Origin of the sequence: Arthrobacter sp. Leaf69 (genome assembly GCF_001422645.1) — a bacterium.
GTDB lineage: Bacteria > Actinomycetota > Actinomycetes > Actinomycetales > Micrococcaceae > Arthrobacter.
Map to the genome: position 1 here is coordinate 409,757 of NZ_LMLR01000013.1, position 18,703 is coordinate 428,459.

12 protein-coding genes are annotated in these 18,703 nt (G+C 65.3%); 6 read left to right on the top strand and 6 right to left on the bottom strand.

The window, feature by feature from the left end; genetic code table 11:
- Positions 1 to 135: 135 nt before the first annotated feature.
- Positions 136 to 1,842 (bottom strand): acyltransferase family protein, encoded by a 1,707-nt coding sequence (locus ASE96_RS14765; RefSeq protein ID WP_235500288.1) that lies wholly within the window; start codon positions 1,840 to 1,842, stop codon positions 136 to 138.
- A 554-nt stretch (positions 1,843 to 2,396) separates the two neighbouring features.
- Entirely contained in the window at positions 2,397 to 3,080 is a 684-nt protein-coding gene (locus ASE96_RS14770; RefSeq protein WP_056431960.1) for a DedA family protein, read from the bottom strand.
- Positions 3,081 to 3,500: 420 nt separating this feature from the next.
- On the opposite strand from ASE96_RS14770, the gene ASE96_RS14775 reads away from it, so the two are divergent.
- Entirely contained in the window at positions 3,501 to 7,019 is a 3,519-nt protein-coding gene (locus ASE96_RS14775; protein WP_056431963.1) for an Ig-like domain-containing protein, read from the top strand.
- 36 nt (positions 7,020 to 7,055) lie between these two features.
- Here ASE96_RS14775 and ASE96_RS14780 read toward each other — a convergent pair whose 3' ends face one another.
- A complete protein-coding gene (locus ASE96_RS14780; RefSeq protein ID WP_056431965.1) occupies positions 7,056 to 8,054 on the bottom strand; it encodes an NAD(P)/FAD-dependent oxidoreductase in 999 nt (332 codons plus the stop codon).
- 121 nt (positions 8,055 to 8,175) lie between these two features.
- On the opposite strand from ASE96_RS14780, the gene ASE96_RS14785 reads away from it, so the two are divergent.
- From ASE96_RS14785 to ASE96_RS14800, 4 genes are all read left to right on the top strand, one after another.
- Complete coding sequence (locus ASE96_RS14785; RefSeq protein WP_056431968.1) at positions 8,176 to 8,760, top strand: helix-turn-helix domain-containing protein; 585 nt, start codon at positions 8,176 to 8,178, stop codon at positions 8,758 to 8,760.
- Between the two features lie 300 nt (positions 8,761 to 9,060).
- Positions 9,061 to 11,094 carry a chloride channel protein gene (locus ASE96_RS19625; RefSeq protein WP_235500264.1) on the top strand — a complete coding sequence of 678 codons (2,034 nt, stop codon included), beginning with the start codon at positions 9,061 to 9,063 and terminating at the stop codon, positions 11,092 to 11,094.
- Between the two features lie 31 nt (positions 11,095 to 11,125).
- Positions 11,126 to 12,505, top strand: coding sequence for a glutamate decarboxylase (locus ASE96_RS14795; protein ID WP_056431971.1), 1,380 nt, complete (start codon positions 11,126 to 11,128; stop codon positions 12,503 to 12,505).
- A gap of 136 nt (positions 12,506 to 12,641) precedes the next feature.
- Positions 12,642 to 13,367: a chitosanase gene (locus ASE96_RS14800; protein ID WP_056431974.1), complete on the top strand. Its 726-nt coding sequence runs from the start codon at positions 12,642 to 12,644 to the stop codon at positions 13,365 to 13,367.
- A 71-nt stretch (positions 13,368 to 13,438) separates the two neighbouring features.
- On the opposite strand, the gene ASE96_RS14805 is transcribed toward ASE96_RS14800, so the two are convergent.
- Together ASE96_RS14805 and ASE96_RS14810 are read right to left on the bottom strand one after the other, a co-directional pair.
- Positions 13,439 to 14,548: a cytochrome P450 gene (locus tag ASE96_RS14805; RefSeq protein ID WP_235500266.1), complete on the bottom strand. Its 1,110-nt coding sequence runs from the start codon at positions 14,546 to 14,548 to the stop codon at positions 13,439 to 13,441.
- Positions 14,549 to 14,756: 208 nt separating this feature from the next.
- Positions 14,757 to 15,428, bottom strand: coding sequence for a DNA alkylation repair protein (locus ASE96_RS14810; RefSeq protein WP_056431980.1), 672 nt, complete (start codon positions 15,426 to 15,428; stop codon positions 14,757 to 14,759).
- Between the two features lie 275 nt (positions 15,429 to 15,703).
- Between ASE96_RS14810 and ASE96_RS14815 the strand changes: the two genes are divergently transcribed.
- On the top strand, positions 15,704 to 17,200 hold the full coding sequence (locus ASE96_RS14815; RefSeq protein ID WP_056431984.1) for an APC family permease: 1,497 nt from the start codon (positions 15,704 to 15,706) through the stop codon (positions 17,198 to 17,200).
- Between the two features lie 39 nt (positions 17,201 to 17,239).
- Here ASE96_RS14815 and ASE96_RS14820 read toward each other — a convergent pair whose 3' ends face one another.
- Entirely contained in the window at positions 17,240 to 18,676 is a 1,437-nt protein-coding gene (locus ASE96_RS14820) for a DUF2252 domain-containing protein (protein WP_056431987.1), read from the bottom strand.
- Positions 18,677 to 18,703 lie beyond the last annotated feature (27 nt).

Genomic DNA, 18,703 nt, shown 5'->3' on the forward strand with positions numbered 1-18,703 from the left:
TTGCATGGTCCACCGGCCCATGAGTTGGTGTTGTCTGCGGAGACGCGGGTGTGCAGCCGGCCAGCAGAAGGGCTCCGCTAGCGACGAGGGGAATAAGTTTCTTCACTGATAACACCTGCCACTCGGATTCCTAGCTCAGTTGAGGATGCGGCCGTCTGCCCGGCGGGCCGGGCCATGCATGGGCGTCGACAGGCTGTCCTCCGATTCGGGCTGAGAGGCCGGGACGCCGTGATCTGCAAAGATATCCAGGTACTCAACCGGCTCGGTCCCGGCGCTTCCAATCCAGTGGGCCGTGCCTGCGCCGATTTCTGCTGACTGGCCCGGGGCAAGGACCATGTCCTGGTCCCCGAGTCCCAGCAGGAGGCGTCCCTTCAGGACATAGATCCAGCCGTTTCCATCACGAGTGTGTGGTTCAGGCCGGGTACTGTCCGGACCTGCGGGCACTGTGCATTTGTATGCGGTGAACTGGCCTGGCTGCCGCGCCAATGGTATGCCGTTCAGCCCGCCGCTGCTGGCTTGTGGTTCCTCAGGCTGCGGATGACTGGTGCGGAGTCCGCTTCCGGCCGTGGGCTGTTGAGCATCCGCGGTCCGGCTGTGCAGATCCCGGCCGGACCGGTTGCGGTCGGCGGCTCCGGGAAGGGCCGATGGTTTCTTGGGTGAACCGGTGGGCCACAGCCGCGGAGGGCGTTCGGCGGCGACGTCTTCGATCCAGCCGATGGTGAGGAACAGGACTGCGAGGAGCGGCCACACACCGATGAACTGGGTCCACTCGCTACTTAGAACCCAAGGTATGGCTGCTGCGACGTCGTCGATCCTGTAGAGCCGGTCGATCACCATCACGTTGATCACCAGCAGGAGGTTGTGCCAGAGGTAGATGGTGAGGGCCCGGTTGTTGATGAGGTTGACGGGCTTGTCCAGATACCGAATCGGCCTGGGCAGCGCCTTCCATGATGGCGAGATTCGGAGCAACATGGCGCAGAAGCCCAGCGACCACAGTGCTTGGGCCAAGGGAATGCTATTCAAGTCCCAATTCGTGTCCTCGAGGTGGCTGGACGCCCACATGAGGCCCAGTGCCATGAGGGCCAGACCAGCGGCGAAGACGGCCCGCCGAGGCATCTTGAACAGCAGGCCGTTGTTGTGGGCGAAGCCGAGGATCCAGCAGGATCCATAGGTGGCAAAATCGGTGATGGCGCTGTTTCCCCAGTCCGGAAGAGGGACAAGACCCATGCTGAGAACTGCCATGAGGCCCAACGGCGCAAGCAGCGTGGTCCATGGCAGCCGTTGAAAGGCCTTGAGTAGAAGCGGAGACATCAGCATGAACCAGAAATATGTCCGGATGTACCACAAGCCCTCTTCAGCCTGGAGAGCCCAGGAGGATTCCACTAGACCAGCGTCAGAGCCGATGTTTTGCGGGAACGGTGGGTCCCCGAGGGGGATGAACCACAGGAGGATTTGGAGCCAGGACCCGCCGGCTCGAACTGTCGGAGTCCAGCCCTGCCAGAGCAGGAGAACCAAAACGGTTCCGCTATAAGCCCACAGCGGCAGAAGCAGGCGCCGGGTACGGCTTCTGAGAACTCCAAGTGCGGGGCGTTCAAGGGACCGTGCCATGAGGGATCCTGCGAGGGCGAACATCACGCCCATCGAGGGGAATGCCATGCTCAGCCAGACTGCGCCGGCGAAGGAATGATAGGCGACAACACGGACAAGGGCGATGGCACGCAACAGATCCAGGTACCGGTCCCGTCCGGAAACACGTGACGGAGCGGCCGGTGCCCCGCTGACGAGCGGGGTTTCTCCCACGATGCCGACGCTCGGCGACGAATCCGCGGTCTGGGGCTCCATCACGGAGCGCACCCCTTTCGGCCCCGAAGGAGAACCCCCGGAAGTCGCTGTGCCACGGCTTCCTTGCTCTGGCGCTGCTCTTCGCCCCGCACGAAAGTAGTCAACGCTTCATGCATCACACGTTCCTTTGACGTTTCTTTGACATTCGCGGACGTGACCGCCCACGATGTCGCGCATTCTTTCCAAAATCGCGATTCTGCCCAAAGTTTTAGCCCGGTCACGCCGTGCGCGAGCTGTGCTCGGCTGCCGAAAGCTGATCTTCTGGATCGTTCGGGCGGTCGGCGGCGTCCTTATGCATCGCGTACGGTGATGCGCGATATCGGCGACACAAAACCTACGGTACGGGGGATTGCACCTCGACACATGGGTATTCATTACCCTAATTTCGGTAACGAGGGCTACCTGCACCCCGGCTGAGCTGTCGGGTAATTCCTCGGGCTCGTATGGCACGGCCGCTGTGGCGACAGGAACAGCCGCGAGACCGCGAATACAGAAGCTGGACGTCTAAGTGTCGGGGCCGACGTACTCCCGGGCGGGACGATTAGGCGCAGGTCTCATTCGGCGTCTGGCACGCCGTCTCCTGGCCCTTCCACTGACTTGAGTTTGCGGCGGCGGCGCCGGCGCCAGACGAACACCAGGCCAACCGCGACAATGGGGACCAGCACCCAGCCGCCGATGTCGAGGGCGTCACCGATGGCATGGGCCAGCGCACCAGCCAGATAGGCAAGAACACTGAGGCTCGCGACCCAGGCAATGGACCCTGTGATGGTCCACAGCGCGAACTTGGGCCACGGCATCTTGGCAGCCCCCGCGGCAATGGCGCCCCAGAGCCGGACGACAATGACCCAGCGGCCGAAGAACAAGGCTGTGCCGCCGTGCCGATCGAAGAACGACTCCAGTTGGACGATGCGATTCTCATCGGCGTGGAAGCGCTGGGCAAGTCGCAGCATCAACGGGCGGCCTCCCACCCGTCCCAGTACGTAGCCAATGGTGCTCCCGATCATGGCGCCCAGGCTGCCGACGGCGATAACGGCAGCAAGGTTGAGCTCTCCGTGGCGCGCCGACGCGTAGGCGCCAAGCAGTACGGCCACGGCGGGAAGTGGTACGCCGGCGCACTGTGCCAGCACGATCACGAAGACCCCGAAGTAGTAGCCCCAGTCGGCCGCAATCTCAGCTTCCGCGGCAAAGAATCCCGCCGAGCCGAGGGCCACGAAGCGGAGGGCGGCTATTCCGGTCATCGCTCACACCTCACTTCGCTGCTCCGCCATGGTGCATAACGACGGTCCCCGCGCTGCCGCGTTTGTACTGTGGCAGTGACCCCTGCGACGACACCGGGATGGCCCTTGTATACCCTTGTGGCCCGGGCCGCGTCAAGAGCACGCTGCGGCCGCAACCCCGCCCGGAAGCCCGACACCGGTCTGGCATTTCCCGGCGCTTTGGCCCAGCCACATGCCCGGCGCAGCCATCCCCTGCCGGCGCGGCTTCGACCACCCAAGTAGTCACGCGGATCCGGGCGCGCCGAGCAAGTATTGACGGCGTGGGAATAGAGGGTCCTGCGCTTCAAAGTCGGGTAGGGACCACTCCTGTGCGGCACTTTTTTCGCGCTTACGATCCACGCAGTGAGTCAGTCAACAAGGCTCCGGAAAAAGGTCTCTCATATGCGTGGTCAACCCAAACTTCCGCCTGGCCGTGCCCGGGCGGCGCTGCTGTCAACACTGCTCGTACTTACCGGGCTGTCCGCAGGCGGCACCGCCGCTGCGGACGTGGGAACCGTCGCCCACGATGTGCTGCGGACGGGGTGGGACAACAACGAAAGCGCGCTCACGCCGTCGTCGGTCGCGTCCTCGACCTTCGGCAGGCTGTTCTCCACAGCCGTGGACGGGCAGGTGTACGCCCAGCCGCTCGTTGTCGGCGGCACCGTCGTTGCAGCGACCGAGAACAATTTCGCTTACGGATTGGACAGCGCTACGGGCGCGGCGAAGTGGGTACGCACCCTAGGGCCGGCCTGGCCGGCGTCAACAGTGAGCTGCGGCGACCTCACGCCCAACATCGGCATCACGTCCACCCCGGTCTACGACCCGGCGACAAAGTCCGTCTTCATGCTGGCCAAAACGAACGACGGAGCGAGCCCGCAGCTGCCGCACTGGTACATGCACTCCCTCGATCTGGTGACAGGGGCTGAGCGGGCCGGGTTCCCGGTCCTCATCAGCGGCGCACCGACGAACGACCCGTCCCGCCCGTTCAACGCCATGACCGCAATGCAGCGGCCCGGGCTGCTCCTCATGAACGGGGTGGTGTACGCGGGGTTCGCCAGCCACTGCGACTATGCCCCCTTCGTCGGCTACGTTGTCGGCGTGTCTACCGCCGGGCGGCAGACCACGATGTGGGCCACCGAGTCCGGCAACAGCAACGCGGAGGGCGGGATCTGGCAGTCCGGCGGAGGCCTGGTCTCGGACGGGGCCGGGCAAATCCTGTTTGCCACCGGCAACGGCATCTCGCCGAAGCCCGGTCCGGGTAAAACGCCCCCTGCAACCCTCGCCGAGTCTGTGGTCCGGCTCAATGTCGGCACCGATGGAAACCTCAAGCCGACTGACTTCTTCAGCCCGGCCAACAACGCCAAACTGGACCAGGACGACGCCGACCTCGGCTCCGGCGCCCCGATCGCCATCCCGGACGGCTACGGGACGCTGGCTCACCCGCACCTGCTGGTCCAGGCCGGCAAGGACGGTCGTGTCTACCTGCTGGACCGGGACAACCTGGGCGGCATGGGGCAGGGGCCGGCCGGCGGCGACGCCGTCCTTGACGAAGCCGGCCCGTACAGCGGAGTCTGGGGGCGGCCCGCGTTCCTCGGGACTGCCAGTGGCGGATACATCTACACCGTCGAAAACAAGGGCTACCTCCGCGCGCACAAGCTCCTGCCAACCAGCACCGGAGGCATGCAGCTCGCCTCTGTGGGGACCTCCGTCGGCACTTTCGGGTACACCTCCGGTGCGCCTTCGGTGACCTCCAACGGCACGGACGCCTCCTCGGCCCTGGTCTGGGCCGTGTATTCCACCGGCCCCACCGGCGTCGGCGCGGAACTTCGTGCCTACCGGGCCCTCCCGGACAGCAGCGGCAAGCTCCAGCAGGTCTTCACGGCCCCGCTGGGCACGGCCGCCAAGTTCTCCTCGGTGGCCACCGACAACGGCCGGGTCTTCGTGGGAACGAGGGACGGGCACATTCTGGGCTTCGGAGCGCCGACGACCTCCGCGGTAGGGGCGGCGAACACCGACCTGGGCACGGCTGCGGTGGGTGCCACCGGGGGAGGCAGCGTGACGATAACGGCCACGCGCGCGGTGACAGTCAGCGCCGTCACAGCTGCTGCCCCGTTCGGGATCGGAACTCTCACCCTGCCCCGGACCCTGGCCAAGGGCGGAAGCATGACCGTGCCCGTGACCTTTTCCCCGACTGCACCGGGGCAGGCGGACGGTGCGCTGACCGTCAAAACGTCCGACGGCGAGACTGATCTCCTGGGCGTCCACGGCGTGGGTACGAAGGACGGCCTGGGGGCGACGCCGGCCACGATCGGCTTCATGGACGTTCCCACGCAGACCAGCAGCCGCCAGACAGTCAACGTCGTCAACACCGGCACGACCGTCGCCACGGTCACTGGCGTCACGTTGCCGGCCAGCGCCGCGCTTAAGGTCGATCCAACGACAGTGCCGGCCGTGGGGCAGACGATCCAGCCGCTCACTTCGGTCCCGGTGTCCATCACGTTCAGCCCGACGACGGCGACTCCGGTGACCGACGCGCTTCTCGTCTCGAGTGATCGCGGCGCCTTGACAGTTCCGGTGACGGCGACGGCAGTGTCAGGGGCGGCCCACCTGCAGCTGCCGCCGACGCTGGACTTTGGTGACGTCGCCGTAGGCGCAGCTGCCACCTGGGACTTCACGATAGTCAACTCCGGAAATATCCCCATGACCATCACGAAGGCCAAGGCGCCACAGGGAGTCTTCTCAACCACTCTGCCGATTTCCGAGGGCCTGGTGATCCCTCCGGGTGAATCCGCCTATCAGAGTGTCACGTTCAAGCCGACAGTGGCCGGACAGGCCGGGACCCAAGACACCTACTACCTGTTCACCGCGAACGACGGCCAGGGCGAGCAGAAGGTGATGCTCACCGGGAAGGGCGTCGATGACCCCATTGCGCTCAAGGCCTACCAGATCGGTGCCGGGGACCCGAGGTCAGTCCTCGGCAGGTCACTCACTCTTGAATATCCGGTCCCGGGGGGCAAGTGCCAGGACTACAACAAAGGGGTGATTTGCTGGTCGCCGGCGACCGGGGCACACGAAGTCCACGGCGCGATCTACACCTCCTACCAGGCTGCGGGCGGCGCAGCCGGCAGCCTCGGCTTCCCGACGACCGACGGGTTGCGAACGCCTGACGGCGTGGGCCAGTACAACCACTTCTCCGGTTCGGGGGGCTCTTCGATTTACTGGTCCACGGCGACGGGGGCGCATGCGGTCCGGGGGGCCATCCGGGCGAAGTGGGCCTCACTGGGCTGGGAACGGGGCCGGCTGGGCTATCCGACGACGCATGAACTGGGAACGCCCGATGGGGTGGGCCGGTACAACCATTTCTCCGGTTCGGGGGGCTCGTCGATTTACTGGTCGCCGGCGACGGGGGCGCATGCGGTCCAGGGAGGCATCCGGGCGAGGTGGGCGTCACTCGGCTGGGAACGGGGCCGGCTGGGCTATCCGACGACGGATGAACTGGGAACGCCCGATGGGGTGGGCCGGTACAACCATTTCTCCGGGACGGGGGGCTCGTCGATTTACTGGTCGCCGGCGACGGGGGCGCACGCGGTCCAAGGAGGCATCCGGGCGAAGTGGGCCTCACTGGGCTGGGAACGCGGTCCGCTGGGCTATCCGTTGACCGATGAACTGGGAACGGCAGATGGCGTGGGCCGGTACAACCATTTCTCCGGTTCGAGGGGCTCGTCGATTTACTGGTCGCCGGCGACGGGGGCGCACGCGGTCCAGGGGGCCATCCGGACAAAGTGGGCCTCACTGGGCTGGGAACGGGGCCGGCTCGGCTATCCGTTGACCGACGAGTACGCCGTACCCGTCGGCCGGGAATCGGCGTTCCGCGGCGGGCGGCTGACATGGAACTCGCGGACAGGCGTGGTCAGCGGCTAGCTGCACTACCGGCGGAGGTTTGTGACAGGTGCTGGCTCAGGGCTGCCAGATCGCAGGCTGAGAGACCGCTGCTTCAGAAGCGGCCGAGAAGGGGCCGAAGCGCCCCTCAACGGCCCACCGGGTTTCCTCTTCGATGAGGTCTGCGTTGATCCTTGCGCCCGTCATGACACCCTCGGCCGCCGCGGTGATCACCTGAGCCATCAAGTTGGAGACATTGCCCGCCGCATACACGCCGCGGACAGCCGTCGCACCCATGGCGTCGGTCTCGACAAACCGTCCGGCCCCCGACGGATGCACCTGGGAACCCAACCCGAGTGATTCCAGAAACGCCGATCTGGCTTCCATCTGTGTTCCGACAGCCAGGGCCTCCACATCGAAGGAGGTGCCCTGGCGGAGCGTGAGCCCCGTGAGGACGGCGTCGACAGCGTTAACGGAAGCCACGGCACCGTCAACCACCGTTATGGACCGGGCGGCGAGCTGGTCCCATTCCTCGTCGGTGGGTTCGACGGTGTCGTTGAGGAAAAAGGTGATATCCGGGGACCACTGCCTGAACAACAGTGCCTGATGGACGGACAGCGGGCCTGTGCCCAGCACTCCAATCCGTTGCCCGCGGATTTCCCAGCCATGGCAGTAGGGGCAGTGCACAACGCCCTTTCCCCATTGCTCCCGCAGCCCGTCGATGGGAGGGAGTTCGTCCGTCAAGCCCGTGGTGACCAGGAGGCGCCTGCCGGAAAACCGGCGGGCGTCTCCGAGAACCACGTCGAACCCGTCGGGGGTTCGCCGCGCCGAAACGGCTTCGCCGTCAATGACCGTTCCGCCGTAGGAGAGCACCTCGCTGCGTCCGATGGACAGAAGCTCCCGGGGGTTCATGCCGTCCCTTGAAAGATACCCGTGAACACCCGCCGCCGGGGCGTTGCGTGGAGTTCCGGAATCGATGACCAGCACCGAGCGCAGCGCCCGGCCCAGCGTCGTGGCCGCGCTGAGTCCCGCCGCGCCGCCGCCAACAATGACAACGTCGTACCGTGTGGTGTCCATATAGATTTGTCCTTCGTCTGGCCCTGAAAGTTCGCCGCCGGAGTTCCCGGGCGGTTAAACCAGCTTCCACCGCACGAAGCATTTTTGACAAAGCCTGTTGCCGTTATGGCAAAGTGGGGGTATGGCAAATGAGCTTGACGATGTGCTCGGGGCCGTCGGCCCCCGGCTTCGGGCACTCCGTACGGAACGGAACCTCACCCTCGGAGATGTGTCCTCCGCATCCGGAGTGTCGGTGAGCACCCTGTCCCGCCTGGAATCCGGCCAACGCAGGCCGAACCTCGAAATCCTGCTGCCCCTCGCAAGGATGTACGGTGTTCCCCTCGATGATCTGGTTGGCGCCCCGCCCACCGGCGATCCCAGGATCCACCTCCAGCCCATCACCCACGGTGACATGACGGCCGTTCCTCTCACACGCCGCCCAGGCGGGCTGCAGGCCTTCAAGATGGTGCTCGCGGGCCATGCCCGCGGGGCAGAGCCCGACCCGCGCGTTCATGAAGGCTACGAATGGCTCTACATCCTCAACGGACGGCTGCGCCTGGTGCTGGGCGGCAAAGACTTTGAACTTCGCCCTGGCGAAGCCGCGGAATTCGATACCCGTACGCCGCACTGGTTCGCCAGTGCTGACGGCAGACCCGTCGAGTTCATCAGTCTGTTCGGACAGCAGGGCGAGCGGATGCACGTACGCGCGCGGCCCAAGTCCTCATAGCCGAAGAAGTCCGATGGTTCCGGGCATCGGTGGTCGCAGGTTCCCTTTCACCCGCATTGGGTGATGACTGTCCCGACTCGAAGCGTTACTTTGGCGAACATGTGACTGACCAGCCTCTGTCGCTAGTGAGACCTCACTAAAGGCTCCCGCCGTGCAGCGGGCGGCCCGCGGAAGGATAAGGGATGCTCAACTGTTTCCACCGGCCCACGGAAGGGCAGTCGGGGTGACGCGAATCGTCACGGGCCCGCCGGGTTGTCCGGAATGAGCGAGCCTGCCGCGTCCCCGCCAAGGATCGATCCGATGGTCGTGATTCGTTCCAGGCCGTACATCGCTGCGCTCGTGCTGGCAGCGGTCCTGGGCGTTCCCGTTTCGATCATTGCGTACGGGTTTCTCGCTTTCGTCGCGGCGCTTCAGCGGTTCGTCTTCAACGAGTTACCGAATCAGGTCCTCGGGGGTCCTGCTCCTGCGTGGTGGCCGGTTCCATGGTTGGCGCTGTGTGGGCTATTGACGGCGTTGACCATCCGGTACCTGCCGGGAAACGGCGGCCACTCACCCGCTTTCGGATTCAAGACGGGCGGCGGTCCGCCCACCGGCCAGGAGCTCGTGGGCATCGTACTCGCAGCGCTGACCACGCTCAGCCTGGGTGCGGTGCTCGGGCCTGAAGGGCCGCTGATCGCGATCGGTGGCGGCCTCGGGGCGCTGGCGGTGCGGCTGGTGAAAAAGGACGCTCCGCCGATGTCCCTGACGATCATGGCGTCCGCCGGCAGCTTCGCGGCGATCAGTACGTTGCTCGGGTCTCCCGTTCTCGGTGCATTCCTGATCATGGAGGCCGCCGGGATCGGGGGAATGACGCTGAGCCTGGTCGCCCTGCCCGGCCTGATCGCTTCTGGCGTCGGGGCGCTGGTGTTCGTCGGACTGGACGGCTGGACCGGGCTGGGCAGCTTCTCGCTGGCGCTGCCCGTGGTGCCGCCTGCAGTGTCGCCGACGTTGGCGACGATGGGCTGGGCGGTGATCATGGGCGCGGTCGGCGCGCTGTTGGGATGGCTGATCCGCTGGGTCGCGCTGTCGCTGCGTCCGGTCGTGCATCTGAACCGGGTGCTGGTGACGTCTGCGCTCGGCTTGCTGATCGGTCTTACCGCGATGGCCTACCAGTTGATCTCCGGGCACAGTTTTACGCAGGTGTTGTTCTCGGGGCAGGACGCACTGCCGGAGCTGGTGGAACATGCCGCGGACTACCCGCTTGCTGTGCTGGTCCTGCTGATCGCTTGTAAGACCTTGGTCTACGGCCTCTCGCTGAGCGCATTTCGGGGCGGGCCGGTGTTCCCGTCGATGTTTATCGGTGCGGCGCTAGGTATTGCTGCGAGCGGGTTGCCCGGCATGAATCTCGCGGCAGGGATCGGCATGGGCATGGGAGCCATGTGCGCAGCTATGCTGCGGCTGCCGTTGACGTCGACGCTGCTGGCCACGCTGCTGCTGGGTGTGGACGGTGTGGCGGTAACACCCCAGGTGGTGGTGGCTGTGGCGGTGGCCTTCGTGATCACCAATGCGCTCCCGGTCCCGGGCCCGACGGCGTCCGTGACGCCTGACGATCCCGGCGGCGTCCAACATCAAGCCCCCTTGAGGGCCAACCATGCAACTGAGATCTCGAGCGCGGGCCCGTTGACCGCACGGGACCGCAGGATCGCCTGGCTGTTCATCATTGGCTCGAGTCTGTTCGCCCTGGGGGCTGTGCCGTTCTACGCCGAGGCCGTGGGATTGCACTGGTGTGGACTCACGTTCTTCGTCGGTTCGCTGTTCTTCACCTGTGCTGCGTTCCTGCAGTACCGCGAAGCCGTTGACGCGCTCCCGGCCATGGGTTCCTCGCGGCGCCAGTCGCTGTGGGCATGGGCGCCGCGGAATCTCGTCTGGCTCGCTGGCGCGCTTCAACTTGCCGGCACGCTGTGGTTCAACTGGAGTACGGCGAACGCGCTGCTGGTCAACCTCAGTGCGGCGCTCGCCGAGCAGCGGGTGTGGCGGCCCGACGCTCTCGGCTCAGTCGCTTTCCTCGCGTCGAGCGCTGTGGCGTTACATTACGCCGGTCGCGGAACCATTGAAGGTAGGCCCAGGCCGCGGGCGTGGAAGATCGGCGTGATCAACGTCGCTGGCTCTGTTGCGTTCGGCATCTCTGCCGCCGCGGCCTTTGTCATACCGTCGAGCGGCGATCTCTGGAACGCCGAGCTCTCCAATCTCGGCACCCTCGTGGGAGCCCTGTGCTTCCTCGCCGGCGCGGTTCTGATGCTCAGTCCGGAATCCACCGACGCCACGGTTCCTGCGGACCCGGGAACTCATCCGTAACCCCTTTGCAACAGTTTCTGAAGGAGAAGTGATGTCAGTAAATTCCCAGCAAGCGGCTGCCGACGCGGCCCTGTTTGGCAACCGATTCGTGACCCAGGAGGTTCCCAGCCGGGAGTTCCCGGAGACCGGCATTCCTGCTGAGGACGCCCTGCGGCTGGTGTCTGAGGACCTGGCGCTGGAGGGTGATCCGGCCCGGAACCTGGCCACCTTCGTGACGACATGGATGGAGCCGCAGGCCCAGCAGATCATCGCCGCGAACCTGCACCGCAATTTCATCGACCACGCCGAATATCCCCGCACGGCCGAGATCGAGCAGCGCTGCATTCGGATGCTCGCCGACCTCTTCCACGCGCCCGGCGAGACGACGGGAGCCCGAACCCAGGGATCCTCCGAGGCAATCATGCTCGGGGGGCTGTCCCTGAAGTGGAACTGGCGCAAGCGCCGCGAGGCCGCCGGTGCGTCGACGTCGAGCCCCAATCTGGTGTTCGGCGGCGACGTGCACGTGGTGTGGGAGAAGTTCTGCCGCTACTTCGACGTCGAACCACGGATCGTGCCACTGCAGCCGGGGAAATACACGATCGGCCCGGACGACGTGCAGGCCCATGTCGATGAGAACACCATCGGTGTCGCAGCCGTGCTGGGTACGACGTTCACCGGGCACAAGGACGACATCGTCGGCATCAACGACCTGCTGCTTCGGATCAAGCGCGAGCGGGGCCTTGACGTGCCGTTGCACGTGGACGGGGCAAGTGGGGGATTCGTCTGGCCCTTCCTCTACCCGGACTCCGCGTGGGACTTCCGGCTCGAGCAGGTCCACTCGATCAACGTCTCCGGGCACAAGTTCGGACTGGTTTATCCCGGCATCGGCTGGCTGATCTTCCGGGAGAAGGCCGATCTGGCCAAGGACCTCGTCTTCGAGGAGAACTACCTCGGCAAGACCGACTCGACGTTCACCCTGAACTTCTCCACGGGCTCGGCGATGGTCCTCGCCCAGTACTACAACTTCGTGCGCTATGGCCGTGCCGGTTACACCTACATCATGCGGAACATGCAGACCAACGCCCGCGTCCTCGCCGAGAAATTGGAGGCCATGGGCCGGTTCGAGATCATCGGCCCCGACGAGGAGCAGCTTCCCCTGGTCGCGTTCCGGCTCTCCGCCGACCCCGGGTACAACGAGTTCGACATCGCCTGGCAGCTTGCGGCCGAGCGCGGCTGGATGGTGCCGGCCTACACTCTGCCACCGAACGCCCAGGACGTGACCATCATGAGGGCCCTGGTCAAGGAAACGATGAGCCGGGAGCACGTCGATACGCTCGCCCGGGACATCGAAGAGGCGTGCTCCACTTTGGCGAAGAAGGGCGGTGCGCACGAATCCGAACGCAAGAAGATCGTCACCGGACCCGGCCACTGACTATTACGGTGGCTGGCGGGTTGCTAGGCTCGGCGTCACGACTACTTCGGGAGGTCTGATGCCGGGTCGATTTTGGGGACGAAGGGGCCAGCAGGTCAGTGAGCAGGCCCGAGCCCGGGCCGATATCGCGAATCCTGTGTACAAGGAGATAGCGCTCCAGCTCACGTCCACCGCCGAGAACTCCACTCCGGACTGGACCACCTCCTTCGGCTACATCGAGGACATCGGTGACGGCCGGGGCTACACCGCCGGACTGGTGGGCTGGTGCAGCGGCACCGGCGACATGCTCGAGCTTTTGCAGTCATACACAAAGGCCGCCCCGGGAAATCCGCTGGGGCAGTACACGCGCCTGCTGGAGCAGATCATGGACGCGGGCTCCAGAGATCGGCCTGCGCTGAGCCACCGGCTATTGGACCCCTCCTTCGTGGCGGACTGGAGCTCGGCGGCAGGTGACCCTGCCTTCCAGCGGGTCCAGCAGGAGGAACGGGACCGGGTCTACTGGGGGCCAGCGCTGGAGGAAGCAACCCGGGACGGGGTTGGGCCACTGGGGCTTGCGATCTACTACGACGTATCTGTCAACCACGGACCTGGGGACGACGAGGAGTCGTTTGGCGGCATTCTGGCCGCGGCCCGGCAAGCGCGCCGCCCCCCGGCCCAGGGCGGGGACGAGTCCAAGTACCTCTCCGCCGTGGTGGATGCCCGGGTGAGGATCCTCAAGGCCTGGGGTGACTACCAGCGGAGCGGGCGCCAGGGCATCCACTACGGACTCCTGAAGGCTGGCAACCTGGAGCTCATCCCGCCGTTTAGCTGGTCCGTCTACGGCGACACATTCGAGCTCGGATCGTATCCGGAACCACGGTAGGCGGCCACTGTTCCAAGGTTGCGCAGGCCCCAACCAACGTGTGGACAGGGGGCCTGCCGGGTTCGTCCAGTTCAGGCTGCGTGCCAGTGGACCGGGAGCGTCTTCAAGCCATAGACGATGGTGCTGTCCATCCGCTCAAGGGGGGCTCCCGGGACGAGGGCCAGCCCGGGGAGTCGGGACAGGACGGCTTCCAGTGCGATCTTTGCCTCGAGCCTGGCCAGCGGTGCACCGAGGCAGAAGTGAATGCCGTGGCCGAACGCCAGATGCCGGATCTGGCCCCTGTCGACGTCGAACCGGTCAGGGTGCTGGAACTGGCGCTCGTCGCGGTTCGCGGAGCCGATCCAGGCCACCAGCGGGGCACCGGCCGGAATTTGAACGTCGCCCAGGGTGGTGTCAGCAACGGTCACGCGATACATGGACTGCACGGGCGAGCGGAAGCGGAGCACTTCCTCTATGGCCTGAGGTATCAGTGACGGTTCCGCCAGTAGGCGTTCGATGGTGCCGGGCACTTCGGTGAAACTGAGAACGGCGTTGCCGATCAGGTTGGTCGTTGTTTCATTGCCGGCGACGAGCAGCAGACTGCAGAAGCCCAGCAGTTCGGCCACACTCAGTTTCTGCCCGTCAATCTCGGCGGAGAGCAGGTTGCTGATCAAATCGTGGCCGGGCCGGCTCCGGCGCTCTTCGATCAGGTTCAGGAAGTATCCGGTCATTTCCATGTTGGTGGCGTGGTGGTCCTCGTTCGTCCCACCGGCCCGCGTCTGGCTGACGATGACATCGGACCACTGTTTGAAGCGGTCACGGTCCTCGGCGGGAATGCCCATAAGTTCCGAGATCACGATGACCGGCAGCGGGTAGGCCAATGCCTGGATCAGATCCGCTGTTCCGCGGGACAAGATCCCCTCCAACAGCTCGTCCGTGAGCGTTGAGATGCGGGGAGCAAGCGCATCCACGGCTTTCGGCGTGAACGCCTGGGTTACCAGCGAGCGCAATTGCCGGTGCCGCGGCGGGTCGGTGGTGATCAGGCTGGCCGCGAACAGCTGACCTGTCTCGGAGGGATCGTCGCCGCCCATCCGGGAGGAAAACCTGGCATGTTCGGAGAGCGCCCGCTGCACGTCGTCGTACCGGAAGACATGCCACGTCCCCGACTGCTCGTCGTGGAAGACGGGTGCAGCTTCCCTCATCCGCCCGTAGTGGGGAAAGGGATCCAGCGGATTCTCATGTTCCGGCGCGAAGTCCATGGCTGGCCTCTCTACTCAGCCCTGCGGTTCGTCCGTCTAGGCGAACCGCCGGGTTGATGGACCGTGGGACCCTGAGTGTATCGGATGCCCGCTCCGCGCGTCAGTAGGAAACTGAAGCCCTCTCCGAGGCGCCGGCGTGGCGGGAGGCGTCCTACTTGTCCTGCTGCCGGCGCACCATCTCGGTGATCCAGGCCGGCGCGAACGGCGATGTGCAGCCCGGGGGAGTCGGGTAGTCCTTGAGCACCTCCAGGCGCTCACCGATGGCGAGTGCCCGGGCTCGGTGCTCCGCGTGCTCGATCCCGATCTGAGCCAGGCAGTGGTTCATGGCCCACTGCAGGCGGTCCGGGGCGTCCTTCATTTCCGCCTCGATGAGGTCTAGCAGTCCCGGGAGGTCCAGACCCACCGGGTTCTTCGCCACGCGTTCGGTGGTCAGCGCCCAGCCGGCAGCCGCCACCACCGGATCCGGGTCGGCGGACCACGCCAGGCGCAGTTCCTCGGAGTGCGGGTTCTTCTTCACCACGTAATTGACGAGCCAGTCCTGCACCTTCGGAGCGCGGGCTTCGCGCATCATGACGTCCAGCTCGTTCCGCTCGAACGCCTTCGGACGGCAGATCAGGATTGCGAGCAGACGTGCCGCCGTGTCACCCGTCTGCCAGAGCTGGCGCGCAAGTTCGTGCTGGATCTTCAGCCGCTTCGCGATCGCGCGCAGTTTGCTGAGGTTCGCACCGTGATCGTCACCGTGCCTCTCGTTCACTGCGCGGACCTTCGGGTCCTCGAGCGCGGCCAGTTCGGCCAACACCTCGGCCACCGTCGTCCCGGCCATCACAGCCTCCTGTCCCTAGGTCTGGGATCCAGCGTAGTAGGAAACGCGGTCCAGTAGGTGTCAGGCAAACGCACCGGCAAGAACCAGCAGCGGGCCTGGCCGCGACGCTCTTCGAAGAAGCCGGCCTGGCCGGGCAAAAGTCGGGCGTTGGGCTCGGCGGTTCTGGTCACTAGTCGTTGCCAAAGCAACGTGAGGGGTCCAAGGTGAGGTAATTCACATTGTTGAGGGTCCGGTGCGGCTCATGAGGGACCCGCGCAACTGTTTGGAGGTCACCCATGAGCACAACTGAAGACAAGGTGTTCGACGCAACTCCCGAGGGTGATGAACCGGAACTCAAGCGGGTCCTGGGGCCCAAGCTCCTGCTCCTGTTCATCGTCGGAGACATCCTCGGTGCCGGTGTGTACGCCGTTACGGGGACCATGGCCGGCACGGTCGGCGGCCTCGTCTGGCTGCCGTTCCTGCTTGCGTTCATCGTCGCGACGCTGACCGCCTTCTCCTACCTTGAGCTTGTCACGCAGTACCCGCAGGCAGCCGGTGCAGCGCTCTACGCCCACAAGGCGTTCGGGATCCACTTCGTGACCTTCCTGGTTGCCTTCGCCGTCGTCTGCTCCGGCATCACAAGCGCCTCGACTTCCGCAAACGTGCTCGCCCAAAACCTCTTCGGGGGCCTCGTGGTCAACGGCTGGATGGGCATGCCAGGACAGGGAGCGATCACCGCCGTCGCGATGGGCTTTATGCTGCTCCTGGCGGCGATCAACCTGCGCGGCGTGGGCGAGAGCGTGAAGTTCAACGTGGTGCTCACCCTCATCGAGATGACCGCTCTCTGCATTGTGATCGGCGTCGGCTTTTACGTGATGGCCCAGGGAACGGGGAACTTCGCGGAGATCACAGTCTTCACCGACTCCCAGGACAAGGGCCTGTTCCTGGCAGTCACCGCCGCCACCTCCATCGCGTTCTTTGCCATGGTCGGCTTCGAGGACTCGGTGAACATGGTCGAGGAGACCCGGAATCCCGAGCGGATCTTCCCCCGGACCATGCTGACCGGTCTCGGCATCGCGGTGATCCTCTACATGCTGGTGGCCGTGTCCGTGGTTACCGTGCTTACGCCCGCCGAACTCGAAGGGATCAGGGAAGCCGAAGGCGCCGCGCTCCTCGAAGTGGTACATAAGGGCTCGCCGGACTTCCCGATCGACAAGGTTTTTCCGTTCCTCGCGGTCTTCGCCGTCGCCAACACCGCATTGATCAACATGTTGATGGCCAGCCGCCTGATCTACGGCATGGCCCGTCAGAATGTCCTGCCGCGGCAGCTCGGAAGGGTTCTCCCGGGGCGCCGCACGCCGTGGGCCGGAATCGCATTCTCGACCATCCTCGCGCTGGGACTCATCTGGTACGTTACGAGCGACCCGGACAGCAACGTCGTGGCGAACCTCTCGGGTACGACGGCGTTCCTGCTGCTGTGCGTCTTCACCGTGGTGAATGTGGCCTGCCTCGTGCTGCGCCGCAAGCGGGACCCCAGCCGCCAGGTGTTCTTCACCTCGCCGGGGCAGCTTCCGGTCGTGGCGGCCTTGCTGTGTGCCTTCCTCGCCGGTCCGTGGGTGGGCCGGCCCGTCATCCAGTATCAGATCGCCGGGGGCCTGATGGCGATCGGCGTTGTGCTGTGGTTCGTCACCTGGTTGATCACCAGGAACTCCAATGCCCGGCCGGGCGAACCGGTCGGCATTCAGAACGTCGGCAAAGATGACCAAGTCCCGCCGCTGCCACCCGGCCGCTGACCTTGTGCCGAACCCGGTAGCCGCACCGGCGCCGTCGGCCTAAATGGCGTCGGTTGCTTCCAGCCGGCCTGTACGAACCGCGTCGGCAAAGGCCTGGTAGTCCTGTTCGTTCTGGTCGGCGTAGCGTTCGGAAAAGTCGGTGATCGACCGGTCGAACTTATCGCTTTTGCCCAGGTAAGCGGCGAACGCGATCGGATCGCCGGACCGGGCGTGGGCACGGGCGAGGGTCCATCCGCAGACGTGGGCATAAAGTGTCATGCCGAGCGGTTTCATCGTCTCCACCAGGGCTGAGCCCTTCATGTCACGCAGCTGGCGCCAGTACAGGTACCGGTTGTCCTGTTCCCCCTTGGTCCACCCGAGGAAGATGTCGCTCGCGGCCTGCATCATCCGCTGCCCTTGCACCACACGCTCGCCCGGCTGCTTGTAGCGGCTCTTCGGCAAGTGGTCCTCAAGTACCGACCTCGTGGCCTCCTTGACCTGCAGGAACAGCGGATCCTGCTCGTCGCGCCCCTGGAGCAAGGCGATGAACGCCCGGGTGCCGACGCTGCCGACCCCCACCACCTTGCGGGCGACGTCGATGACTTCGAAACGCTCAAGAAGGATACGCCGGTCGTCGGGCAGCGTGGCCCGGTAGGAACGAAGCTGCGAGCGAATAGCGCGCTGAACTTCATTGCCGGACATGCCGTAGGACTTGCCCAGTTCCCGGGCGGGGACGACCATGGGCGGCTGACTGACGATGCGGTATTTCCCGTCCACGCGCTCGGCGAGCTTGGAGAGCGCCTGCAGGCTGTCACGGGTGTGGGCCTTTGCGACGTTCTGCCGCGCCGACTTTTCCATGCCCGCGGCGGCCTTCTTGAGGGCCTTGCCCTTCTGGCTTGACACGGCCAACGACAGAGTTTCCAGGAGTTGCTCTTCGGACAGGCGGGCATACCAGATGTCCAGGGTGCCCATCTGCGCGAACTCCGACATCGCTTCGCGGTACGCCCGCACGGCGGCGACGGTGACATCCCGTGTTTCTTCCGCGGTGAAAGCGTTATTCCGCGCCGCGATGGTGAAGCTCGCCGCCATGCGCTTGACGTCGTACTCGAACGGGCCCGGGAGTGTCTCGTCGAAGTCGTTCAGGTCGAACAGCAGGGTCCGCTCAGGCGAAGCGAAGACGCCGAAGTTGGACAGGTGGGCGTCCCCGCACAGCTGGGACACCAGGCCAGCCCGGGGGGTGTCTTTCAGGTCGGCGGCCATGATCTTGGCCGCACCGCGGTAAAACGTGAACGGCGAGACCAGCATCCGGCCGTGACGCACCGGCACCAGGTCCTGTTCCCGGGTGAGGTTCTGTTCTTCGAGCAGCGCGACCGGATCGGGGCGGTCGGCAGCCGGAGTCCATCCTGTGTGGCTGGACACGGGCGTCTGCTCCCGGCACCCTTTGCCCTTCGCGCGACGTTCCTCGACGCTCGGGTGCTTGACTTTGGTTTCGGCCATGATCGGCAACCTCCCACTTACGTCAGG